Below are 21,628 nucleotides of genomic sequence, written 5' to 3' on the forward strand. Positions count from 1 at the left end.
CCCTTTGTTTGGCCCCTGCGCCCCCCTTTCTGGGGGGGGGGGGTGTCCCCCTGGGGCCCCGCCCCCCCCCCGGGCGCCCCCCCCCCCCCGCCCCCCCCCCCCCCCCGGGCCCCCCCGGGCCGGCGGGCGGCCGTGCGCGTCAGGCGGTCGGCACCCAGAAGCGGAGCGTGCCGCCGCGCTCGTCCTCCAGCACGCCGCCGTTCGCCTCGATGACGCGCCGGGAGACGGTGTTCGTCGTGTCGCAGGTGAGCAGGGCGGTCTCGATGCCCAGGGAGCGCGCGATCGGCAGCGCCGCCCGCAGCATCCGCGTCGCGTAGCCCCGGCGCCGGGCCGTCGGGCGGACGTCGTAGCCGATGTGGCCGCCGCCCTCCAGCAGGTGCGGGGTGAGGCGGTGGCGGATCGCGAGCCGTCCGTAGTAGTCGGCGCCCTCGGCCCACCACAGGGAGGTCGACGGGACGAATCCCTCGGGCCGGGGCGTCTCCTCCTGCGCCTGCGCGCGCAGCGCCGACACGTAGCCGGCGAAGCCCGTGGGCGAGGCCCAGGACGGGGAGAACTCCCGCAGCTCGTGCGCGATCATGCTGTGGTCGTCGGGGCCGCCGCGACCCTCGGCGACGAACTCGGCCATGGCGGCCAGGAACGACTCGTGGACGTCTGCGGTGGGCGGGCTGAGCGCGGGCACACCAGGACGATATCGGTCAGCGCCAGTCCGGTGGGGGCGCGCGGTGCAGCGCGGGGTCGTCGGCCTTGAAGGTGCGCACCGGGCCCGGGGGCGTCAGCGGGCCCTCGAAGCGCACCGTCACCCGGCCCAGGCCCGCGCCCCACACCCAGCCGGGGCCGTGCTCGTCGTGGCGCACGTCCTGGCCGGTGCGCCATTCGGTGTCGACGGGCTCGGCGGCGACCGGCTCCGGGGCGGCCGAGTCCACGACCGCCGGCGCCCCTCCGATGGGGAAGAGCGTGTCCTGGGCGAACTCCGACAGCGCGGAGACCCCGACGCCGAGCAGGCGCAGGCCGCCGGTCACGTCGATGTCGGCGAGCAGGCGCCGGGCCACCTCCACCACGGCGCGCGGCTCGTCGGTCGGCTGGTCGCGGGTCGCCGAGCGGGTGATCGTGGTGAAGTCGAAGTAGCGGGCCTTCACCGTCACCGTCCGGCCGGACAGGCCCGCCGCCTGCAGGCGCCGGGCCACGCGGTCGGCCAGCAGGTCCAGCTCGCGCTCCAGGCGGGCGCGGTCGGCCACGTCGGTGCCGAAGGTCTCCTCGGCCGAGACGGACTTGGTGTCGCGCTCCGGCACCAGGGCGCGGTCGTCGTCGGCTCGGGCCAGGCGGAACAGGCCGTTGCCGTGGGCCTGGCCGAACCACGCCAGGAGGTCGACCAGGTCGCGGGCGGCCAGCTCGCCGATGGTGCGGATGCCGGCCTGGCGCAGCCGCTCCGCGGTCGCCGGGCCCACGCCCCACAGCTTGGTCACGGGCAGGGGGTGCAGCACCGTCAGCTCCGAGCCCGGGCCGACGACCGTCAGGCCATCGGGCTTGTCGAGGTCGGAGGCGATCTTCGCGACGAGCTTCGACGTGCCGATGCCGACCGAGCCGGTCACCCCGCCGGTCGCGGCGGCGATGCGCGCCTTGATGCCGCGGGCCAGCTCGGTGACGGCGGGCACCGCGCAGTCGTGGCCGCCCGCGGCCAGGTCGACGAACGCCTCGTCGATCGAGACCTGCTCGACCAGCGGGGAGACCTCGCGGAGCACCTCCATCACGACCTGGCTGGTGCGCCGGTACGCCTCGAAGCGCGGCGACAGATAGGCCGCCCCGCTCGGCAGGCGCCGCCGCGCCTCCGACGTCGGCATCGCGGAGCGGACGCCGAACGCCCGCGCCTCGTACGACGCGGTCGCCACCACCCCGCGCCCGGCGATCCCGCCCACGACGACCGGCCGGCCGCGCAGCGACGGCTTGTCCCGCTGCTCGATGCTCGCGAACGCGGCGTCGAGGTCGAGATGCATGATGCTCGCCTCGCGCCTCACCAGGCCATTCTGTCAGGCGTAGAACCCTTCGACGGCGGCCCGCGCCGACGCGTGCAGGGCCGGGCCGTCCTGCGCGACCGTCGCGAGCCGGCGGCCGAGCTGGGCGGTGGACAGCGCGTAGACGACCCGGCCTAGGCCGGAGCGGTCGATCGCGCCCGTGCACATGCCGCACGGCTGGCACGAGGTGTACATCGTGACCTCCGCCGCGGCCGCGGGCGCCAGATGCCGGGCGGCCCAGCGGGCCAGCTTGAGCTCCGGGTGCGCGGTGATGTCCCCGTCGGAGGCGACGGTGTTGTGCTCCTCGGCCAGCACCGTTCCCGCCGCGTCGACCAGCAGCGACCCGAACGGCGCCTCGCCGGCGGCCCGGGCCCGGGTGGCGAGCTCGATCGCGCGGAGCAGGAACCGCTCGTCATCGGCGCTGACCGGCGGGCGCGGGCCGATCGTGAGCGTCCCCGCCGCGGTGACGACGCCGGAGCCGCGCACCAGGACCCGCGGGCCGTCGACGGTGACGAGGATCCGGCTCGGGCGGCCCATCGCGTGGCCCTGCTCGATCACGACGTCCGGCCCGGCGAGCCCGTCGGCGACGAGCAGCGCGGCGAGGGGGCCGGCGGCCGTGCCGGTGGCCGGGTCCTCGGGGATGCCCATGGCGGGGTTGAAGAACCGGGCGTAGACGCCGGACTCCAGGGTGAAGACGTAACAGCCCTCGCCACCGACGGCGCGCAGGGCGGCCACGAGCGCGTCGGCGTGCACCGCGGCCCGGTCGACGGCCGTGCGGGAGCGCACCGGCACGAGCAGGTGCCCGGCGCCCGTCGAGACGACCCGCGGGGCCCGGTCGGGCACCAGGTCGTCCTCGCCGAGCCCGAGCGCGGCGGCCAGCCCGGCCCGGTCCGCCACGGAGGCCCCGAAGACCGGCGGCGACTGCTCCATGCTGATGACGATCCGGCCGTCGTCGCGGCGCTGGGCGTACACCGGCAGAATGTCGGCGCCGATCTGCTGGTGGAACGTGGCCGAGTCGCCCTCCAGCAGCGACTCGGCCAGCCACAGCCAGGCGCCCAGCGCGTTGTGCCCGGCCCCGAAGACCTCCTCGCCGGTCGGGGTGAACGACCGGAGCCGGCGGGTGGCAACGTCGCTGCGCAGCACGAACGTGGTCTCGGACTGGTTGAACTCCCGCGCGATCGCCCGCAGCTGCGCGTCGCTGAGCCCGTCGGCGTCCGGGACGAGGGTGAGCGGCGCGCCGGTCAGCGGAGCGGCGGCGAAGACGTCGACGTAGGCGAACTCGGTCATGGCCACGACGCTACGGGGCGGCGCGCGGTCGCGGGCAGCCCGATCGTGCGGCGGACCCGGATGGGAGCCGTGGATTCCGCGGTAGATTGCCGCGATGACCGCAGGCGCGCTCGACGACATCGACCGGCGGCTGATCGCCGCGCTGCAGCAGGACGCCCGGGCGTCGCTGACCGCCCTGGCCGCCGCGATCCACCTCGGCGCGTCCGCGACCCGGGTCCGGTTGCTGAGCCTGGAGGAGCGCGGCGTCATCACCGGCTACACGGCGCGGGTCGACCCGGCCGCGTGCGGGCTGCCGCTGCGGGCGGTCGTGCGGATGAAGGTCCACGGTGAGCGCTACGACCAGGTCGCCGCGGTGCTGGCCCGCGAGCCGCAGATCGTGCGGTGCGTGCGGGTGACCGGCGAGGCCTGCTACGTCGCCGAGGTGCTGGCCGCGGACATGCCGGACCTGGCCCGCATCACGGGCGAGCTGGCCCGGGTCGGCTCCATCACCACGGATCTCGTCTACGAGGTCGTGGTCGACCGAGCCGTCCCGGGTCGCTGATCTTCACTGCAGGCCGGTGCGGACCGAGGTGATCCGCTGGGTGTTGAAGCCGAGCCAGTGCATGCGCCCGACGTACCGCGCATGCTCGATCTTCACGCACCGGTCCACGACCACGTCCAGCCCCGCGTCCGCCGCGATCGCCGAGCCCTCGTCGCTGATCACGCCGAACTGGCACCACAGCGCCTTCGCGCCCACGGCCACCGCCTCGCGCGCGATGCCCGGCACAGCGGCCGGGGCGCGGAACACGTTCACGACGTCGATCGGCACCGGCACCTCGGCGAGGCTCGGGTAGCTCGTCTCGCCGAGGATCCGCGGCTCGCGCGGGTTGACCGGGATCACCGTGTAGCCGTGGCGCTTGAGGTAGTAGCCGACGAAGTAGCTCGCCCGCAGTTCGTTGGCGGACAGGCCGACGATCGCCACGGTGCGTGCGGTGTGCAGGACGCGCTGGATCGTGGTCGGGTCCTGGAAGCGCTGGGGGTCCATCAGGCCGCCTTGGTGACGTAGGTGAAGCCCTGCTCGAGGTCCCAGAGCAGGTCCGCGACACTCTCGGTGCCCACCGACAGTCGCACCGTGCCGGGCCCGACCCCGGACGCGGCCAGCTCGGCGTCGCTGAGCTGGCGGTGGGTCGTGCTGGCGGGGTGGATGACGAGGCTCTTGGCGTCGCCGACGTTGGCCAGGTGCGACCAGAGGGTCACGCCGCGGATGAGGTTCTGCCCGCCCTCGCGGCCCCCGGCGCAGTCGAACGAGAAGACCGCCCCGGCACCGCGCGGCAGGTACTTGTCGACCAGCGCCCGGTACTTGCTGCCGGGCAGGCCCGCGTAGGTCACGTTGCTCGCCAGCTCGTGCGCCTGGAGGAACTCCGCGACCGCCAGCGCGTTGGTGACATGCCGCTCCATGCGCAGCGAGAGCGTCTCCAGGCCCTGCAGGAACAGGAACGCGTTGAACGGCGAGAGCGCCCCGCCGAGGTCGCGCAGGGTCTCGGCGCGCAGCTTCATGAGGTACCCGTAGGCGCCGAAGGTCTCGTGGAACTGCAGCCCGTGGTAGGCCGGCGACGGATCGGCGATGACCGGGAACCGCCCGTTGGACCAGTCGAAGGTGCCCGCCTCGACGACCACCCCGCCGATGCTCGTGCCGTGCCCGCCGATGAACTTCGTCGCCGAGTGCACGACGATGTCGGCGCCCCACTCGATCGGCCGGCACAGGTAGGGCGTGGCGAACGTGTTGTCCACGATGAGCGGCAGCCCGTGCTCGTGGGCGATTCCGGCGACGGTTTCGATGTCGAGCACGTTGCCGGCCGGGTTGCCGATGGTCTCGGCGAAGAACGCCTTCGTGTTCGGGCGCACCGCGGCCCGCCACGCGTCCGGGTCGTCGGGGTCGACCCAGGTCAGCTCGACGGTCATCTTGCGCAGGAGGTGCTTGAGCTGGTTCACGGTGCCGCCGTACAGCGCCGAGGAGGACACCACGTGGTCCCCGGGCTCGAGCAGCGTGAACAGGGCGGCGGCCTGGGCCGCGATCCCGCTGGCGAACGCGACCGCGCCCGTGCCGCCCTCCAGGTTGGCGACCCGCTCCTCGAAGACGGCGACGGTCGGGTTCATGATGCGGGAGTACGTGTTGCCGTATTCCTGCAGGTTGAAGTACGCGGCCGCGGACTCGGGGTCCTCGAACACGTAGCTCGTCGTCTGGAAGATCGGCACCGCCCGGGCGCCCGTGTTCGGGTCGGGCCGCTGCCCGGCATGCAGCTGCCGGGTCTCGAAGCCGAAGTCGTGCTCCCGCTCGGCGCGGAATTCGTCGCTCACTCGCCTGTGCCTTCCTCGCCGAGGAACCGGCGGATGATGGGCGTCTGCCGGGCCTCTTCCAGCAGGAAGCAGTCGTGGCCGTAGGGCGCCTCGATCAGGTGGAACTCTACCGGCAGCCCGTGCTCGGCCAGGGCGGCCTCGATGTCCTGCGAGGCGCTCGGCGGATACAGCCAGTCGGAGCTGAACGCGATGAGCAGCGTGCGCGCCCGCACCTCGGCCAGCGCCTTGGCCAGCGAGCCGTCGCCGTGCTCGCGGGCCAGGTCGAAGTACGTCAGCGCCCGCGAGAGGTAGAGGTAGGTGTTCGCGTCGAAGCGCCGCACGAAGGAGCCGGCCTGGTGGCGCAGGTAGCTCTCGACCTGGTACTCCGGCTCGGCGATGGTGTGCCGGATGTCGTCGGCGAACTGCAGCCGGCGGCCGAAGCGGTCCTCCAGCGCGGGCGCGGACAGGTAGGTGATGTGCCCCACCATCCGCGCCACGCCCATGCCGGCGTCGGGCGCCCGGCCGGTGCCGTGATAGTGACCACCCTGCCACGCGGGGTCGCCCATGATGGACTCGCGGGCGATGAAGTTCCAGGCCACGCCCTGCGGGTGCAGCCCGTGAGTGCTGGCGATCACGACGATCGCGTCGACCTCGTCCGGGTAGAGCACCGCCCACTCGAGGGCCTGCATCCCGCCCAGCGACCCGCCGGCGACCGCGGCGAGCCGCTGGATGCCGAGCTCGCGCAGCAGGGCGCGCTCGGTGCGGACCATGTCGGCGACAGTGATGACCGGAAAGTCCGATCCGTACGGCCGGCCGGTCTCCGGGTTCACCGAGCCCGGGCCGGTGGTGCCGCGGCAGCCGCCGAGCAGGTTCGTGCACACGACGAAGTACCGGTCGGTGTCGAACGCCTTCCCGGGGCCGATCATGCCGTCCCACCATCCGAGAGCTTTCCCGGCGATGCCGTCGCGATCCTCGGCCGCGAAACCGTCCCGCGTGCCGGCCTCGGACGGGCTCGCCGACAGGCCGGCCGCGTGCGCGTCGCCGCTCAGGGCGTGGCACACGAGGATCACGTTGTCCCGTTCGGGAGCAAGGTTGCCGTATGTCTCATACGCGACCCGCACCGGGTGCAGCTCGCGGCCGCAGTCAAGCTGGACCGGGTCCGGCAGGTCGAGGTACTGCGTCTCGACTATCAGTGTATTGTCCATCGCCCTAGTGGGTGTTATAGGTAATCGGACCAGCATAATGGGTAGCTCGGTACCGTAGAGGAGAGCACACGATATGACGACAGCCGACAACGGCGTCAACGTCCAGGCCCTGCTGGACGCTCGCCAGGCGCTCAAGGACGCGCCCGAGGCCGCCCAGTTCACCTGGCGTGCGTCCTCGCGCTGGGACCACGGCGTGCACAGCACCACCACCATCGAGAAGTTCTTCGGCCTCGGCCAGGAGCAGACCCACAAGGCGCAGTCGACCTTCGAGGCCGACCACCCCGCCGTCTTCGCCGCCGAGGACAACGGCATCACGCCGATCGAGTATCTCCTGGTCGGCCTCGCCGGGTGCCTCACCGCGGGTGTGGCGAGCGTCGCGCAGAACCGGGGCATCCAGCTGCGCTCGGTCGAGGCCCACGTCGAGGGCCAGCACGACATCCGCGGCATCCTCGGCGACGGGGACGTGCGCAACGGCTACGAGGGCATCAAGGTGACGTTCAACATCGACGCCGACGCCTCCCGCCAGGAGATCGAGGCCCTCGTCGCGCAGTCGCAGAAGCGCTCCGCCGTCTTCGACGCCCTCACCAACCCGACCGACGTCACGGTCGAAGTTGCCTGAGCACGTCACCGCGGTCGTCGTCGGGGCCGGTCACGCCGGCCTCGCGGCGAGTCACTTCCTGCGCCGGCGATCCATCGACCACGTCGTGCTGGAGCGCGGCGAGGTCGCGAACTCGTGGCGGCACGAGCGGTGGGACTCGCTGCGGCTGCTGACCCCGAACTGGCTGACCCGGCTGCCGGGCCAGTCCTACGACGGCCCGGACCCCGACGGGTACATGACCAGCGCCGAGGTGGCGTCGTTCATCGACCGGTTCGCCGAGCCCGCGCCGGTGCGCACGGGCTTCGAGGTCACCTCGCTGCGCGCCGGCGACGACGGCTTCTCGATCAACGGCGATCTGCGGGCTCGCGCGGTCATCATCGCCAGCGGCGCCTGCAACACGCCGGTCGTCCCGGCGTTCGCGGCCGCCCTGCCGCCCTCGATCACGCAGATCACGCCGCATTCGTACCGCGGGCCGGCCGACCTGCCCGAGGGCGGCGTGCTCGTCGTGGGCGCCTCGGCGACCGGCGTGCAACTGGCGGCCGAGCTGCACCGCTCCGGCCGCAAGGTCACCCTGTCCGTGGGCGAGCACGTGCGCATGCCCCGCCTGTACCGCGGCAAGGACGTCCTGTGGTGGATGGACGCGGCCGGCGTGTGGGACCAGCGCCACGACGAGATCGACGACCTGGAGCGGGCCCGCAAGCTCTCCTCGCCGCAGCTCGTCGGCGACGAGAAGCGCCGCACCCTCGACCTCAACGCGCTGACCGACATGGGCGTCGAGCTCGTGGGGCGGTGGGCCGCGCTGCGCGACGGCCGGGCGCTGTTCTCGGGCGGCCTGCGCAACCTGTTCTCCCTCGCCGACCTCAAGCTCGCGCGGCTGCTGGACACCTTCGACGCGTGGGCCGGCGACCCGTCCGACGAGCGGCCCGAGCCGACCCGGGTGCCGGCCCGGCCGCGGCTGCAGCTCGACCTCACCGGCGGCGAGATCCGCACGGTGGTCTGGGCGACCGGATTCCGGCCCGAGTACGGCTGGCTGGACGTGCCCGTGGTCGACGCCAAGGGCCGGCTCCGCCACGACGGCGGGCTGGTCGAGGGGGTCCCCGGGCTGTACGCGCTGGGCCTGCCCGTCCTGCGCCGGCGCAAGTCGACCTTCATCCACGGGATCGAGGACGACGCGCGGGAGGTCACAGATCATCTTGCCGATTCCCTACTGGGCCGATCGGCTTAACCGGCATATGGTTGTCGCCATGGACCTCTTCGTGTCCGGTGACGTCTACCTCGACATCGTCTTCACCGGGCTGCGGCGGCTGCCGCGGCCGGGGGAGGAGACGTGGGCGCCGGGCATGGGCTCGTCGCCGGGCGGCATCGCCAACCTGGCGGTCGCCGCCGCGCGCCTGGGCCTGCGGACGGGCCTGGGCGCGGCGTTCAGCACCGACGCCTACGGCGAGTTCTGCCGCGACGTGCTGCGCGAGCAGGGCATCGACCTCGGCCCGTCGCGCAGCTTCGAGGACTGGCACTCGCCGGTGACGGTGTCGCTGGCCTACGAGCGCGACCGCAGCATGATCAGCCACGCCCACCCGGCCCCCGCGCGCCCCGGCGGCCTCGTCGGGGAGCTGCCCGCGGCCACGGCGGCCGCGGTGAGCCTGACCGGCGAGCGCCTGCCGTGGGTCCGCCGCGCCGCCCGGGCCGGCACGCTGGTCTTCGCCAACGTCGGCTGGGACGACACCGCCGCCTGGCCGGCCGCGGCCCTGGACCTGCTCGAGGACTGCCACGCCTTCCTGCCCAACGCGGGCGAGGCGATGCACTACACCCGCACCGACACCCCGCGGGCCGCGCTGCGCCGGCTCGCCGACCGGGTGCCGCTGGCCGTGGTCACCTGCGGCGCGGAGGGGGCCCTGGCCATCGACGCGTCGACCGGCGAGATCGTCGCCGCCCCGGCGGTGCCGGTGGAGGCCCTCGACCCGACCGGCGCCGGCGACGTGTTCAACGCCGGCTTCATCGCCGCGACCCTGTGGCAGCGCCCGCTGCGGGAGCGCCTCGCCTTCGCCAACCTCGTCGCCGCGCTGTCGGTGCGCCACTTCGGCGGCTCGCTGTCGGCGCCGGGCTGGGGCGACATCGCCGCGTGGCGGGCGGCGACCCGCGATGAGGCCTACGGCTTCCTCGACGACCTCATCCCGAGCGGCGACCTGAGCCGGGCCCGCCGCGCGATGGCGACCATCGCCCGGCTCCCCGATGCCGCATGAGGCTCACGATCCTCGGCGGGGGCGGCTTCCGGGTGCCGCTCATCCACCGCGCGCTGCTGCGGGACCCGCTGGTCGACACCGTGACGCTGTTCGACACCGACGCCGGCCGGCTCGCGGCCATCGAGCGGGTGCTGGCCGCCCAGGCCCGCGGCATCGCCGCCGCGCCCCGGGTGACCGCGACCACCGACCTCACCGCCGCGCTCACCGGCGCCGACGTCGTGTTCTCGGCGATCCGCGTGCACGGGCTCGCCGGCCGGGTCCTGGACGAGCGGATCGCGATCGCCGAGGGCGTGCTCGGCCAGGAGACCGTCGGCGCGGGCGGCGTGTCCTTCGGCCTGCGGACCGTGCCGGTGGCCGCCGGTTTCGCCCGCCGGATCGCCGAGGTCGCCCCCGGGGCGTGGGTCGTCAACTTCACCAACCCGGCCGGCTTGGTGACCGAGGCGATGGCCGCCCACCTCGGCGACCGCGTGATCGGCATCTGCGACTCGCCCGCCTCGCTGTGCCGCCGCTTCGACGCGTTCGACTACGCGGGCCTGAACCACCTCGGCTGGCTCCGCGTGGACGGTCGTTCGATCCCGAACGAATACCTCCACTACTACAAGGACCCGCTCGCGTCGCCGACCGGCCCGACCCGCGGCGAGTTCCTCCAGGAGCAACAGCAGCGGTTGTACCGTCAGCTCGCCGACCCGGCCGCCGACGCGCTGTCCACCTGGGACGGCGTGCGGGCGGAGCGGGACGCCACGTACTTCGCCGCCGGCCCGTCGACCGGCGGCTACGAGGACATCGCGCTGGCCCTGATGCGCGCCCTCACCGGCGGCGGCCCGGCCCGGCTCATCCTCGACGTGCGCAACCGCGGCTCCCTGCCGCACCTGGACCCCGACGCGGTCGTCGAGGTGCCGTGCGCCGTGGACACGGCCGGCGCCCGGCCGCTGCCCGTCACCCCGCTGGACGCCGGCCAGGCCGCGCTGACCGCCGCGGTGAAGGCGAGCGAGCGCGCGGTCCTGGAGGCGGCGGCGACGGGCTCGGCGGCCGCGGCCCGCCGGGCGTTCGCCATCCACCCGCTGGTCGCCTCCGACGCGATCGCCGATCGCCTCCTGGCCGCGTACCGTCGCGCCTTCCCCGAGCTGGCGTACCTGCGCTGAGATTTCTCTATTTACTCTATCGATCTTATAGGTAATATGCCCGCGTGACGATCGCACCCCTCGCGACCGACGCCGTGCCCGTCGGGCTGCGCGGCGCCGGTCGGCGCTGGGCCGGGCACGTCGTGCTGCGCGACATCGACCTGGATCTGCCGGCCGGGCGGGTCGTGGCCATCCTCGGCGCGTCCGGCAGCGGCAAGTCGACGCTCCTGCGGCTCGTCGCCGGCCTCGAGCACCCCACCGCCGGGACCGTCACCGTCGACGGGCGCCCGGTGCGCGGCATCGAGACCCGCTGCGCCGTGATGTTCCAGGAGCCGCGCCTGCTGCCGTGGCGCACCCTCGCCGCCAATGTCGCCTACGGCCTGCCCCGGGGCACCCCGCGGGCCCGGTCCCGGGCCGAGGTCGCCGAGCTGCTCGACGTCGTCGGGCTCGCCGGCTTCGCGCGGCACCGGCCGCGGCAGGTCTCCGGCGGCATGGCCCAGCGCACCGCGCTCGCCCGCGCCCTGGCCCGCCGGCCCGGGGTGCTCCTGCTCGACGAGCCGTTCGCGGCGCTGGACGCGCTCACCCGGCTGCGCATGCAGGACCTCGTGGACGGGGTGCAGCGCCGCACCGGCACGACGGTCCTGCTCGTCACCCACGACGTCGACGAGGCCCTGCGCCTGGCCGACCGCGTGGTCCTGCTCGGCTCGGAGCCCGGCCGCCCGGGCGCCGCCATCGTGCACGCCCTCGACGTTCCCGGTGAGCGCCCGCGCGACCGGGGCGACGCCGTGCTCGCGACCCTGCGCGCCGACCTGCTCGCCCGGCTGGGCGTGCCCCCGATCACGGAGGATCCCCGATGAAACGCGCCGCCCTCGCCCTCGCCGTGGCCGCCGCCCTGTTCACGTCCGGCTGCGTGGAGGGCGAGCACAGCGCGCCCGCTGCGCCGCCGCCCGCGAGCGGGGGCGACGCCCCGGCGGAGCTGCGCCTCGACTACGCCTACTACAACCCGGCCAGCCTGGTCCTGCGGGAGCAGCGGTGGCTCGAGCAGGAGTTGCAGGCCAAGGGCACCAAGGTGACGTGGGTCCTGTCGGCCGGCAGCAACAAGGCGAACGAGTCGCTGCGCGCCGAGGCCGTCGACTTCGGCTCGACCGCGGGCGCCGCGGCGCTGCTGGCCCGGGCGAACGCCACCCCGATCAAGGTCGTGTCGATCTACAGCCAGCCCGAGTGGGCCGCGATCGTCGTCGGCCGCGACTCCCCGATCACCACCGTCGCGCAGCTCAAGGGCAGGAAGGTCGCGGCGACGAAGGGCACTGACCCGTACTTCTTCCTCCTCCAGTCCCTCCAGCAGGCCGGCCTGACGCCGAAGGACGTCGAGGTGGTGAACCTGCAGCACGCCGACGGCAAGGCGGCCTTGGAACGCGGCGACGTCGACGCCTGGGCCGGCCTCGACCCGATCATGGCCCAGACCCAGGTCGACAGCGGCTCGAAGCTCATCTACCGCAACAAGGCCTTCAACTCCTACGGCACCCTCAACGCCCGCGAGGCCTTCCTGGCGAAGTACCCGGCCGTGGCCCAGCTCGTCGTCGACGCCTACGAGAAGGCCAAGGCCTGGATCGCGGCCAACCCCGGCCCGGCCGTCGACCTGCTCGCCCGCGAGTCCAAGGTCTCCCCGGCGGTGGCCAGGCTCGTGCTCACCGAGCGGACCGCCCTCGACGTCGACCCGGTGCCGGGGGAGGCCCAGCGCAAGGTCCTGGAGACGATCCTGCCGGTGCTCGTCGCGGACGGCAACATCAAGACCGCCGAGGACGGCCGGCAGGCGCTCGAGTCGCTCTTCGAGCCGCGGTTCGCCCGGGCCCGCGCGAAGTGAGACGCTCCTGGGCGCTTCTGGCCGGCGCGGTCGTGCCGGTGCTCCTGCTGGGCGCGTGGCAGGCCGCGAGCGCGAGCGGCGTGTGGTCCGCGAGCCAGCTGCCCCCGCCCGCGGACGTCCTCGCCGCGCTCGGGCAGCTCGCCCGGCGCGGCGAGCTCGGCCACCACATCGCGATCAGCGTCCAGCGGGTCCTCGTCGGCTTCGCGGCGGGCTCGGTGGCCGGCCTCGCCCTCGGCGGCCTGGTCGGCCTGTCCCGCGCGGCCCAGGCGCTCCTGAGCCCGACGATCCAGGCGCTGCGGGCCGTGCCCTCGCTCGCCTGGGTGCCGCTGCTGCTGCTCTGGCTCGGCATCGACGAGACCCCGAAGATCGTGCTGGTCGCGATCGGGGCGTTCTTCCCGGTGTACTCCACGGTCGCCGCCGCCCTCGCCAGGGTCGACCCGCACCTGGTGGAGGTCGGCCGCGCGTACGGCCGGTCGGGCGCGACGCTGCTGGGCACGGTGCTGTTCCCCGCGGCCCTGCCGGCTGTCGTGTCGGGCCTGCGGCTCGGGCTGGCGCAGAGCTGGCTGTTCCTGGTCGCGGCCGAGCTGATCGCGTCCTCGATGGGCCTGGGCTTCCTGCTCATCGACAGCCAGAACACCGGCCGAACCGACGTCATGCTGCTGGCGATCGTGCTGCTCGCCGTCATCGGCAAGGCCACCGACTCGGCGCTCGCCCTCGTCGAACGGGCCCGGTTCGTGCACTACTGACGACGACGGCGGCGCCACCGGACGTACACGAACGGGGCGAGGATCCCGATCAGCGCCGCCGCGAGCGCGGCCCAGCCCCGGTAGCGGCCCGGCAGCAGCATCGCCGCCAGCGCGCCGCCCGCGAAGCCGGCCACGACGGCGAGGCGCACCCGGAAATACAGATCCGTCATCGATCACACCCTACGGCCGTCGAGCACCTGGGCCAGCATGCCGAGGGTGGACCAGTCGACCAGGTTCGCGTCGCGGATCTCGGCGTAGGTCCACAGCTCCACCCAGGTCCGCTCCGTCGTCCCGGGCTCGCCGAACGGGGTGTCCGCCGCCGCGCGCAGCGCCGCGACCTCGGTGCCGGTCAGCTCGGCCGAGAACAGGTGCGCGCGGTGGGCGGAGAGGGTGCCGGCGACCTGGCGGCTGCCGTGGGAGCGCAGCCGGGACGCGGGCAGGGTCAGGCCGGTCTCCTCGCGGACCTCGGCGGCGGCCTGGTCGAGCGCGGGCACGTCGTCGGGGCCCGCGCCGCCCGGCAGCTCGTGGATGAAGCCGTCGCCGGTCGCGGCCGTGGAGCGGAACTCGCGGACCAGCACCACGAGGGTCTCCTCCAGCGTCGGCGCGCGCCGGTACAGCACGACGCTGGACAGATCCGGCCGCGACAGCACGATCTGCCCGGTCTTCACCCGGTGCTCGGCGGCCACGCGGACGTTCGTGCGCAGGGCCCAGTACACCACCTGCCGCCGGCCCGGGCCGCGGCGGAACACCCACTCCACCCGGGCGCCGAGCAGCTCGTTGCCGGCCTCGGACTGGGCGCGGTACCAGCGCTGGAAACTGCTCGTCCGCCACACCGTCAGGGGCACCTCGCGCTCGCCCTCGCCGCGGTGCGCGCCCGGCGCCAGGCCCTCGAGGGCCAGGTCCAGCGTCTCGGGCAGGGACGTGGCGGTGGGCACGTGCTCGGCCCGGGCGCCGGCGAAGAGGTAGCGGTTGCGCGGGGACTGCGGCGGGGCGCCGAAGACGGCCTTGCCGCTGCGGTGCCAGGTGCCCCACTCGACGTTGGTGGTGAACGCGGGCATCGTGGCCAGGTCGCGGGGCACCCAGAAGACGATCCGGTCCGCGAGGTGCAGCCCGGCCTCCTCCCAGGCGATCTGCCCGGTGTAGTCGCGCACGACCCCGGTCGCGGGCTCGGGGGAGAAGACCACGAGCCGGCCGCCGGTCCAGCGCTCGCGCAGCAGCTCGATGGCCTCGGGCCGCCAGCTCGCCACCTCGGGGGCGCGCGGGGTCGGCCCGGCCAGGAACAGCGCGGCGTCCCAGGAGGAGGGCGGCTCCTCGGGCGGGGTGACGACGACGATCTCAGCGGCCATGGGACGAGAGCCTACAAACGGGCCGCGACCCGTTGGAACAACATACGGAACAGCGCATGGAGTGGGTCAAGCGTTCGCGCTCACCGACGCCCTGACGCGGCTGGGCGAGGACGGGGTGTCCGACGAGGTGTGGGACGGGGCCCGCGCACTGGTCCGACGAGGAGGTCGCGAACCTGGTCCTGGCGATCGGCATCATCAACGTCTGGAACCGGATCCTCGTCTCCAGCCGCCGCCCGACCCCGCCGCTGTAAGTTTCCCAGTGCTTTGACATCGATCGATGCCCGGCCTAGCCTCCGCGAGGAAAGCGTTTTCCTCAAGGAGGAGACCATGCATCGGTACCTTCACGGGCTCGCGGCCGCCGCCCTGGCGACGGCCGCGGGCATCCTCGCGACCCCGGCGCCCGCCGGCGCCGCCGCGACCGCCCTCTACGTGGCCGTCAACGGCTCCGACGCCAACCCCGGCACCCTCGCCGCCCCGCTGGCCACGATCCAGAAGGCGATCGGCCTCGTCTCCGCCGGCGGCACGATCGCGGTTCGCGGCGGCACGTACGCGCTGACCGCCAACATCCAGATCACCAAGAGCGGCACCTCGTCGGCGCCGATCACGCTCACGGCGTACAACGGCGAGAAGGTGACCGTCGACGGCGAGGCCCTGGCCTACACCCCGGGCGCCGTCGGCTCGACCATCCCCGCCGCGCAGCGCGGCGCCATCCACATGGAGGCCTCCTACTGGCGCATCGCCGGGCTCGAGATCGTGCACGGCCCGTACGCGGTCTACTGCGCCAACTGCAACAACAACACGTTCGAGCGGCTGTCGACCCACGACAACTACGAGACCGGCTTCCAGCTGCAGGGCAGCTCGGCGAACAACCAGATCCTGAACCTGGACAGCTACAACAACCGCGACCCGCGCAAGAACGGCGAGAGCGCCGACGGGCTCGGCATCAAGGAGGGCGGCGGCTCCGGCAACGTGGTGCGCGGCGCCCGGCTGTGGAACAACGTGGACGACGGCCTCGACCTGTGGATGTTCACCTCGCCGGTGACGATCCAGAACACCATCGCCTACGGCAACGGCTACAACCGCTGGAACATCCCCGGTTTCTCCGGCGACGGCAACGGCTTCAAGCTCGGCGGCAGCGGCGGCACCGGCCCCGCGGCGAACCACGCGGTCACCAACAGCATGTCGTTCGCCAACGCCGCGCACGGCTTCACCGACAACGGCAACACCGGCACCATCACCGTGAGCCGGGACACCGCCTGGAACAACGCCAAGACCGGCTTCGACTTCGACGGCGGATCCACCTCGAAGCTGACCGCGAACCTGGCCGTGGGCAACAAGACCGCGGTGGCGCTGGGCTCGTCGAGCGCGTCGGGCAACTCGTGGAACATCGGCGGCTCGTGGCCGTTGCAGAGCACCGACCAGTCCGTCATCACCGGCCCGCGTGCCGCCGACGGGAGCATCGCGTCGTCGAGCTTCCTGGTGCCGTCGAACGGCCAGGCGGTCGGCGCGCGGATCTGACGGGGCGGATCTGACTGGGCACAGCCCCGCGGGAGTGCCGCACGGTCACGGCATGCGGCACTCCTGTCGCGGGGGGCTGCGCTCAGACGGGGCGCACGTTCTCCGCCTGTGGGCCCTTCGGGCCTTGGGCGACTTCGTACTCCACCTTCTGCCCGTCCTCCAGGCCGCGGTAGCCGGTGCCGACGATCGCCGAGAAGTGGACGAAGACGTCGGGGCCACCGCCATCCTGCTGGATGAAGCCGAAGCCCTTCTCGGAGTTGAACCATTTCACGGTACCGCTGGCCACGCTGTCCTCCTGATGCCTGGGATCTTCACGCTACCGGCCGCCGCGGGCCGTGGCTTTCCCCACTGCGGGGGAATCGCGGCCCGTTCAGCCGCGGGTGAGCTGGCCGCGCAGCGTGTGCAGGGTCTTGGCCAGCAGGCGCGAGATGTGCATCTGGGACAGGCCGAGCTCGGCGGCGATCTGGGTCTGGGTGCGGTTGCCGAAGAAGCGCATCGCGATGATCCGCTGTTCGCGCTCGGGGAGGCGGGCCAGCAGGGGCCGCAGGGCCTCGCGGGTCTCGAACCGCTCCAGGGCCGCGTCCGGCTCGCCGAGCATGTTGCCCAGGTCGGTCGGGCCGTCGGCCTCCGTCGTGGCGGGGGCGTCGAGGCTCAGCGCGCGGTACGCGCGACCGGCGTCCAGGGCCTCGATCACGTCCTCCTCGCTCACGTCGAGCGCCGCGGCCAGGTCGGCGACCGTGGGGGAGCGGCCCAGGCGCTGGGTCAGCTCGCCGACCACGCGGTTGATGCGCAGGCGGGTCTCCTGGACGCGGCGGGGCACCCGCACGTCCCAGCAGCGGTCGCGGAAGTGGCGCTTGAGCTCGCCGGTGATGGTGGGGATCGCGTAGCCGATGAAGGCGGCGCCGTGGGCGGGGTCGAAGCGGTCGACGGCCTTGATGAGGCCGACGGTCGCGACCTGGACGAGGTCGTCCTGCTGCTCGCCGCGGTTGCGGAAACGGGCGGCGAGGTGGCCGGCCAGCGGCAGGTAGATCTCGATGACTCGGGCGCGGACCCGGCCGCGGTCCGCGCCTTCGGGCAGGTCGGCGAGGAGGCTGAGCAGGGCCAGGGCCTCGGCGTCCTCGCCCCGGCGGCGCGCTGCGGCCGACGTCGGGGCGGATCGGGTGTGCATATCGGTGTGCATGTCGGTGGTCATGGACGAGGGACCTCACGCGGAGCGGGGGGCTGTAGTTCTGATCTCGACCGTAACGCCGATCTCGAAGCACAACAACTGTTGCGTCGAATTGTGCGTCGATTCCGAACGGGTGGTAACCTGCGGCTTTCGCGCGGGCTCGGGCCCCGCACCAGGAGAATCGCGGGCATGAAGCGGCGCTGGCTGTTCGCGGACCAACTGGGGCCGCACTTTCTCGACGACGTCGCCCAGCCCGTCCTGCTCGTGATCTCCAAGGGTGTGTTCCGGCGGCGGGTGTACCACCGGCAGAAGGCCCACCTGGTCCTGTCCGCCCTGCGCCACCGGGCCGCCGAGCTCGGCGACCGGGCCGAGCTCGTGGTCGCCGAGCGCTACCGGGACGCGGTCGGCACCGAGCCCGTCGAGGTCTGCCACCCGACCTCGCGCCCGGCCCGCGACCTGGTCAGTAGCATCGGCAACGCCACCCTGCTGCCCCCGCGCGGGTTCATCACCGAGCCGGGAGACTTCGTGCGCTGGGCCGACGGGCGGCCCCGGCTGCTGCTCGAGGACTACTACCGCGACGCCCGGCAGCGCCACGGCATCCTCATGGACGGCGCCGAACCGGCCGGCGGGCGCTGGAACTTCGACGCCGAGAACCGGCAACCGCCGCCGCGCGGGGCGGCCGGGCTCGGGCTGGCGCCACCGCCGCCGATCGCCGAGGACGACATCGACGAGCGGGTCCGCGCCGAGCTCGACCGCTGGGAGCGCGACGACGGCATCGCGTTCGTCGGGCGGGACGGGCCGCGGCGGTTCCCGGTCACCGCGGCCGAGGCCGAGGCGCGCCTGGCCCACTTCCTCGAGCACCGGCTGCCCGCGTTCGGCCCGCACGAGGACGCGATGCTGCGCGACGACCCGCTCATGGCCCACTCGCTGCTCTCGGCGAGCCTCAACCTCGGGCTGCTCGACCCCCTCGACGTGGTGCGGCGGGCCGAGGCCGAGTTCCGCCGCGGCGCCGCCCCGCTCGCCGGCGTCGAGGGGTTCGTCCGGCAGATCCTCGGCTGGCGGGACTACGTGTGGCACTGCTACTGGTACTTCGGCCCCCGGTACGCCCACCGCGACGCGCTCAAGGCCCGCCGCCGGCTGCCCGCCTGGTTCGCGGACCTCGACCCGGACGCGCTCACCTCGGCGTGCCTGCGCGACGTGCTCACCCGGGTCCGCGACACCGGCTGGGTGCACCACATCCAGCGGCTCATGGTGCTGGGCAACCTGGCGCTGCAGCGGGATTGGCACCCGGGCGCGGTGGCCGACTGGTTCGCGCGGTGCTTCGTCGACGGGTACCCGTGGGTGATGACGCCCAACGTGATCGGGATGAGCCAGTACGCCGACGGCGGCCGGCTCGTCACCAAGCCCTACGCGGCCGGCGGCGCCTACATCAACCGCATGAGCGACTACTGCGGCGGCTGCGCGTTCGACCCCCGCCACCGCGACGGCCCCGACGCGTGCCCGTACACCGCCGGCTACTGGGCCTTCCTGCACCACCACCGGGAGCAGCTGGCGGGCAACCACCGGCTCCGGCAGCCCCTGGCCCAGCTGGACCGCCTCGACGACATCCCGGCGATCGCCGCGGCCGAGAGCCGCCGCAGTGTCTTCTAGCAGACTTCTAGAAGCCGTCTAGAAGCCGTCGAGCAGGTGCTTGAGGCCGAACTCGAACAGCTCCGTGTCGGCGTCCGCCTCGGACCTGCGCGCCTTGCGCTCCTCCTGCTCGAGGCCCATCGCGCTGCCCCGCACGAAGTTCACCAGCGCCGCCGCCAGCGGTTGCGCGTCGGGCCGGCCCTCCAGGGCCCGCTCCGCCCAGGCCAGGTGGGCGGCCGGGCTGAGCTCCGGGTTCGTGAACGAGACGGTGAGCGCGAGCCAGGAGTGCTGGCGGTACAGCCGCCAGTGCAGCCGGGCGAGCCGCTCCAGCTGCGCCCGCCACGGGCCGGCCGGCTTCGGCGGCGGGTGCTTGGCGAAGACCGCGTCGGCCATGAGCAGCTCGAGCTCGGCCCGGTCCTGCACCCACTTGTAGAACGTGCCCGTGACGAGGCCGCCGGCGCGCTGGCCGATGAGGCGCAGCGAGAGGTTGCCGAGCCCGTCGGCGTCGGCGAGCTCGATCGCGGCGTTGACGATCCGGGCCCGGGTCACGTCGCCGTGGGCCGGCGGCGGCTGCCACGCGGCGGCGACGGTGGGCGCGTCGGCGGTGACGATGAGCCCCGGCCCGCGGTGCTTGGCCGCGAGCCCCTCCTCGCGCAGCAGGGTCATCGCCTTGTACGCGGTCGCCATCGTGGCGTCCCACCCGGCCATGATGTCCTTGGCGCTGGGGATGTCCTCGCCCGGCCGGAGGTCGCCGTCGAGGATGCGCCGGCGCAGATCCGCGACGATGTCGGCCGCAAACCGCGTCACGCCCGTCCCCCTTTGCCCGCTCCTGCACCCCGTCGGACTTCGCGGTCGAGAAGTCTAGCGGAGGCGTGTGCCGCGGCCGCTGTCCGGCCGACGCGACCACGCCCGCTGAGCGACGCTCACGACCGGCGCTCGACCTCGCGGGCCATCTTGCGCAGTGCCTGGCCGAACCCGGCCCGGCCGACGGCCGCGACGAGGGCGCCGGTCACCCGGTCGAGGCGGTGCGGAACGACGGTCACGTCCTCGGACCAGTCGACCCGGCAGCGGCCGGCTTCCAGCGGCAGTACGCGGAACCACGCCCGGCCCCGGATCACCCGCCCGTGCTTGTCGATGTCGCACCGCCCGGGCCGCTCGCCCTCCGGCGGCTCCCAGCCCACCACGGTCATCGGGTCGTCGAAGCCGAGCGGGCCGAGATGGGACCGGGCGACGAACCCGGCGCCGGGGCCGTCCATGCGCTCGGTGGTGAGCCGCACCGTGGTGAGCGGCGCCCAGCGGGCGTGGTTGCGCCAGTCCACGAGCGCGGCCCAGACCTCGGCGGCCGGCGCGTGAACCTCGACGGAGACGGTGAAGCGGGCCATCCGCTCGACCATAGCCGTTACGGTGCTGCGGGGCCGGGTAGGCGTACGGGTCATGAAGGCAGTCGTTTACCGAGGTCCGCGCCAGGTCGAGCTCGCCGACGTGCCCGACCCCTCGATCCAGGCGCCGACCGACGCGATCGTGCGCATCACCACGACCAACATCTGCGGCTCCGACCTGCACATGTACGAGGGCCGGACGTCTGTCGAGCAGGGCAAGATCCTGGGGCACGAGAACATGGGCGTCGTCGAGGCCGTCGGGCCCGCGGTGACCCGGGTCAAGACCGGCGACCGGGTCTCGGTGCCGTTCAACATCGCCTGCGGTACGTGTCGCAACTGCGACTCCGGGTGGACCAGCTTCTGCCTGCGCGTCAACCCGGCTGACGGGATGGACGGCGCGGCCTACGGCTACGCGAACATGGGGCCCTACGATGGCGGCCAAGCCGAGTTCCTGCGCGTGCCGTACGCCGACTTCAACCTGCTCGAGCTGCCGCCCGGCACCGAGCACGAGAACGACTTCACGATGCTGTCGGACATCTTCCCGACCGGCTGGCACGGCACCGAGCTGGCCGGGATGCGGCCGGGGGACCGGGTGGCGGTCTTCGGCGCCGGGCCGGTCGGACTGCTCGCCGCGCACAGCGCGATGATCCGCGGCGCCTCCGAGGTGTTCGTGGTCGACAAGGAGCACGACCGCCTCGACCTGGCGGTGAAGATCGGGGCGACCCCGGTCGACTTCTCCCGGGGTGACCCGGCCGAGCAGATCCTCGAGGCGACCGGCGGCCGCGGCGCCGACTGCGGGGTCGAGGCCGTCGGCTACCAGGCGCACGACCCGGGCGGCGAGGAGCACCCGGAGCTGGTGCTGGACAACCTCGTCAAGGTGGTGCGCTCGACCGGCGGGATCGGGGTCGTGGGCGTGTACGTCCCCGACGACCCCGGCGCCGCGACCGGCCCGGCCAAGCAGGGCCGGATCGGGTTCGACTACGGCACCTTCTTCGCCAAGGGGCAGCGGATGGGCACGGGGCAGTGCCCGGTCATGCGGTACAACCGGCAGCTGCGCGACCTCATCATCACCGGCCGCGCGCAGCCATCGTTCCTCGTCTCGCACGAGCTGCCGCTGGAGCAGGCGGCCGACGGCTACGACCACTTCGACCGGCGCGACGGCGGCTGGACGAAGGTGCTCCTGCGCCCGGGCAAGCGGTAGC

23 protein-coding genes are annotated in these 21,628 nt (G+C 73.6%); 11 read left to right on the forward strand and 12 right to left on the reverse strand.

Annotated features, from left to right (window positions below; genetic code table 11):
• Positions 1–139 precede the first annotated feature (139 nt).
• The 3 genes from ABT369_RS48360 to ABT369_RS48370 are packed head-to-tail and all read right to left on the reverse strand — an operon-like array spanning position 140 to position 3,296.
• Positions 140–679: a GNAT family N-acetyltransferase gene (locus ABT369_RS48360; RefSeq protein WP_350623740.1), complete on the reverse strand. Its 540-nt coding sequence runs from the start codon at positions 677–679 to the stop codon at positions 140–142.
• Positions 680–695: 16 nt separating this feature from the next.
• Positions 696–2,012, reverse strand: a complete 1,317-nt coding sequence (locus ABT369_RS48365; protein ID WP_350623742.1) for a DNA polymerase IV — start codon at positions 2,010–2,012, stop codon at positions 696–698.
• A 12-nt stretch (positions 2,013–2,024) separates the two neighbouring features.
• A complete protein-coding gene (locus ABT369_RS48370) occupies positions 2,025–3,296 on the reverse strand; it encodes a PhzF family phenazine biosynthesis isomerase (protein ID WP_350623743.1) in 1,272 nt (423 codons plus the stop codon).
• Positions 3,297–3,390: 94 nt separating this feature from the next.
• Here ABT369_RS48370 and ABT369_RS48375 point away from each other — a divergent pair, with 94 nt between their 5' ends.
• A complete protein-coding gene (locus ABT369_RS48375; protein ID WP_350623745.1) occupies positions 3,391–3,837 on the forward strand; it encodes an Lrp/AsnC family transcriptional regulator in 447 nt (148 codons plus the stop codon).
• Positions 3,838–3,840: 3 nt separating this feature from the next.
• Here ABT369_RS48375 and ABT369_RS48380 read toward each other — a convergent pair whose 3' ends face one another.
• From ABT369_RS48380 to metX, 3 genes are read right to left on the reverse strand one after another with little or no spacing between them, the layout of a single operon-like run.
• Positions 3,841–4,320 (reverse strand): CoA-binding protein, encoded by a 480-nt coding sequence (locus ABT369_RS48380; RefSeq protein ID WP_350623747.1) that lies wholly within the window; start codon positions 4,318–4,320, stop codon positions 3,841–3,843.
• Entirely contained in the window at positions 4,320–5,633 is a 1,314-nt protein-coding gene (locus ABT369_RS48385) for an O-acetylhomoserine aminocarboxypropyltransferase/cysteine synthase family protein (protein WP_350623749.1), read from the reverse strand. The genes ABT369_RS48380 and ABT369_RS48385 overlap by 1 nt, the downstream gene beginning before the upstream one ends.
• The gene (metX, locus tag ABT369_RS48390; protein ID WP_350623751.1) at positions 5,630–6,817 is read right to left on the reverse strand and encodes a homoserine O-acetyltransferase MetX; all 1,188 of its coding nucleotides are present in this window, start codon (positions 6,815–6,817) and stop codon (positions 5,630–5,632) included. Before metX ends, ABT369_RS48385 begins: the two co-directional genes overlap by 4 nt.
• A gap of 73 nt (positions 6,818–6,890) precedes the next feature.
• Between metX and ABT369_RS48395 the strand changes: the two genes are divergently transcribed.
• Genes ABT369_RS48395 through ABT369_RS48425 form a run of 7 tightly spaced genes read left to right on the forward strand, consistent with a single transcriptional unit; the run spans position 6,891 to position 13,386 of the window.
• Positions 6,891–7,436 carry an OsmC family protein gene (locus ABT369_RS48395; RefSeq protein WP_350623753.1) on the forward strand — a complete coding sequence of 182 codons (546 nt, stop codon included), beginning with the start codon at positions 6,891–6,893 and terminating at the stop codon, positions 7,434–7,436.
• Positions 7,429–8,640, forward strand: coding sequence for an NAD(P)-binding domain-containing protein (locus tag ABT369_RS48400; protein ID WP_350623755.1), 1,212 nt, complete (start codon positions 7,429–7,431; stop codon positions 8,638–8,640). Before ABT369_RS48395 ends, ABT369_RS48400 begins: the two co-directional genes overlap by 8 nt.
• A 19-nt stretch (positions 8,641–8,659) precedes the next feature.
• Complete coding sequence (locus ABT369_RS48405; RefSeq protein ID WP_350623756.1) at positions 8,660–9,655, forward strand: carbohydrate kinase family protein; 996 nt, start codon at positions 8,660–8,662, stop codon at positions 9,653–9,655.
• A complete protein-coding gene (locus ABT369_RS48410) occupies positions 9,652–10,797 on the forward strand; it encodes a family 4 glycosyl hydrolase (RefSeq protein ID WP_350623758.1) in 1,146 nt (381 codons plus the stop codon). Before ABT369_RS48405 ends, ABT369_RS48410 begins: the two co-directional genes overlap by 4 nt.
• A 44-nt stretch (positions 10,798–10,841) precedes the next feature.
• Positions 10,842–11,633: an ABC transporter ATP-binding protein gene (locus ABT369_RS48415; protein WP_350623760.1), complete on the forward strand. Its 792-nt coding sequence runs from the start codon at positions 10,842–10,844 to the stop codon at positions 11,631–11,633.
• A complete protein-coding gene (locus ABT369_RS48420; RefSeq protein WP_350623763.1) occupies positions 11,630–12,640 on the forward strand; it encodes an aliphatic sulfonate ABC transporter substrate-binding protein in 1,011 nt (336 codons plus the stop codon). Before ABT369_RS48415 ends, ABT369_RS48420 begins: the two co-directional genes overlap by 4 nt.
• The gene (locus ABT369_RS48425; RefSeq protein WP_350623765.1) at positions 12,637–13,386 is read left to right on the forward strand and encodes an ABC transporter permease; all 750 of its coding nucleotides are present in this window, start codon (positions 12,637–12,639) and stop codon (positions 13,384–13,386) included. Before ABT369_RS48420 ends, ABT369_RS48425 begins: the two co-directional genes overlap by 4 nt.
• Here the strand turns inward: ABT369_RS48425 and ABT369_RS48430 are convergent.
• Both ABT369_RS48430 and ABT369_RS48435 read right to left on the reverse strand, forming a co-directional pair.
• On the reverse strand, positions 13,380–13,556 hold the full coding sequence (locus tag ABT369_RS48430) for a hypothetical protein (protein ID WP_350623767.1): 177 nt from the start codon (positions 13,554–13,556) through the stop codon (positions 13,380–13,382). The genes ABT369_RS48425 and ABT369_RS48430 overlap by 7 nt on opposite strands.
• A 3-nt stretch (positions 13,557–13,559) precedes the next feature.
• A complete protein-coding gene (locus tag ABT369_RS48435; RefSeq protein WP_350623769.1) occupies positions 13,560–14,732 on the reverse strand; it encodes a nucleoside 2-deoxyribosyltransferase domain-containing protein in 1,173 nt (390 codons plus the stop codon).
• A gap of 327 nt (positions 14,733–15,059) precedes the next feature.
• Between ABT369_RS48435 and ABT369_RS48440 the strand changes: the two genes are divergently transcribed.
• Positions 15,060–16,250 carry a right-handed parallel beta-helix repeat-containing protein gene (locus ABT369_RS48440; RefSeq protein ID WP_350623772.1) on the forward strand — a complete coding sequence of 397 codons (1,191 nt, stop codon included), beginning with the start codon at positions 15,060–15,062 and terminating at the stop codon, positions 16,248–16,250.
• A gap of 82 nt (positions 16,251–16,332) precedes the next feature.
• Here the strand turns inward: ABT369_RS48440 and ABT369_RS48445 are convergent, their stop codons facing one another.
• Positions 16,333–16,536: a cold-shock protein gene (locus tag ABT369_RS48445; protein ID WP_350623773.1), complete on the reverse strand. Its 204-nt coding sequence runs from the start codon at positions 16,534–16,536 to the stop codon at positions 16,333–16,335.
• An 84-nt stretch (positions 16,537–16,620) separates the two neighbouring features.
• A complete protein-coding gene (locus ABT369_RS48450) occupies positions 16,621–17,442 on the reverse strand; it encodes an RNA polymerase sigma factor SigF (protein ID WP_350623775.1) in 822 nt (273 codons plus the stop codon).
• Between the two features lie 165 nt (positions 17,443–17,607).
• Here ABT369_RS48450 and ABT369_RS48455 point away from each other — a divergent pair, with 165 nt between their 5' ends.
• Positions 17,608–19,068 carry a cryptochrome/photolyase family protein gene (locus ABT369_RS48455; protein WP_350623777.1) on the forward strand — a complete coding sequence of 487 codons (1,461 nt, stop codon included), beginning with the start codon at positions 17,608–17,610 and terminating at the stop codon, positions 19,066–19,068.
• A gap of 18 nt (positions 19,069–19,086) precedes the next feature.
• Here the strand turns inward: ABT369_RS48455 and ABT369_RS48460 are convergent, their stop codons facing one another.
• Both ABT369_RS48460 and ABT369_RS48465 read right to left on the reverse strand, forming a co-directional pair.
• The gene (locus tag ABT369_RS48460) at positions 19,087–19,854 is read right to left on the reverse strand and encodes a GntR family transcriptional regulator (protein ID WP_350623778.1); all 768 of its coding nucleotides are present in this window, start codon (positions 19,852–19,854) and stop codon (positions 19,087–19,089) included.
• 116 nt (positions 19,855–19,970) lie between these two features.
• Positions 19,971–20,441: an SRPBCC family protein gene (locus tag ABT369_RS48465; protein ID WP_350623780.1), complete on the reverse strand. Its 471-nt coding sequence runs from the start codon at positions 20,439–20,441 to the stop codon at positions 19,971–19,973.
• Positions 20,442–20,481: 40 nt separating this feature from the next.
• On the opposite strand from ABT369_RS48465, the gene ABT369_RS48470 reads away from it, so the two are divergent.
• Complete coding sequence (locus ABT369_RS48470; RefSeq protein WP_350623782.1) at positions 20,482–21,627, forward strand: glutathione-independent formaldehyde dehydrogenase; 1,146 nt, start codon at positions 20,482–20,484, stop codon at positions 21,625–21,627.
• Position 21,628 lies beyond the last annotated feature (1 nt).

The sequence above is a fragment of the Dactylosporangium sp. NPDC000244 genome, assembly GCF_040300725.1.
Classification (GTDB): domain Bacteria; phylum Actinomycetota; class Actinomycetes; order Mycobacteriales; family Micromonosporaceae; genus Dactylosporangium.

Coding starts and splice junctions, on each gene's coding strand:
- ABT369_RS48450 (WP_350623775.1), bottom strand. CDS start 17,442: ATGACCACCGACATGCACACCGATATGCACACCCGATCCGCCCCGACG.
- ABT369_RS48435 (WP_350623769.1), bottom strand. CDS start 14,732: ATGGCCGCTGAGATCGTCGTCGTCACCCCGCCCGAGGAGCCGCCCTCC.
- ABT369_RS48455 (WP_350623777.1), top strand. CDS start 17,608: ATGAAGCGGCGCTGGCTGTTCGCGGACCAACTGGGGCCGCACTTTCTC.
- ABT369_RS48370 (WP_350623743.1), bottom strand. CDS start 3,296: ATGACCGAGTTCGCCTACGTCGACGTCTTCGCCGCCGCTCCGCTGACC.
- ABT369_RS48465 (WP_350623780.1), bottom strand. CDS start 20,441: ATGGTCGAGCGGATGGCCCGCTTCACCGTCTCCGTCGAGGTTCACGCG.
- ABT369_RS48405 (WP_350623756.1), top strand. CDS start 8,660: ATGGACCTCTTCGTGTCCGGTGACGTCTACCTCGACATCGTCTTCACC.
- ABT369_RS48430 (WP_350623767.1), bottom strand. CDS start 13,556: ATGACGGATCTGTATTTCCGGGTGCGCCTCGCCGTCGTGGCCGGCTTC.
- ABT369_RS48395 (WP_350623753.1), top strand. CDS start 6,891: ATGACGACAGCCGACAACGGCGTCAACGTCCAGGCCCTGCTGGACGCT.
- metX (WP_350623751.1), bottom strand. CDS start 6,817: ATGGACAATACACTGATAGTCGAGACGCAGTACCTCGACCTGCCGGAC.
- ABT369_RS48375 (WP_350623745.1), top strand. CDS start 3,391: ATGACCGCAGGCGCGCTCGACGACATCGACCGGCGGCTGATCGCCGCG.
- ABT369_RS48380 (WP_350623747.1), bottom strand. CDS start 4,320: ATGGACCCCCAGCGCTTCCAGGACCCGACCACGATCCAGCGCGTCCTG.
- ABT369_RS48470 (WP_350623782.1), top strand. CDS start 20,482: ATGAAGGCAGTCGTTTACCGAGGTCCGCGCCAGGTCGAGCTCGCCGAC.
- ABT369_RS48440 (WP_350623772.1), top strand. CDS start 15,060: ATGCATCGGTACCTTCACGGGCTCGCGGCCGCCGCCCTGGCGACGGCC.
- ABT369_RS48420 (WP_350623763.1), top strand. CDS start 11,630: ATGAAACGCGCCGCCCTCGCCCTCGCCGTGGCCGCCGCCCTGTTCACG.
- ABT369_RS48410 (WP_350623758.1), top strand. CDS start 9,652: ATGAGGCTCACGATCCTCGGCGGGGGCGGCTTCCGGGTGCCGCTCATC.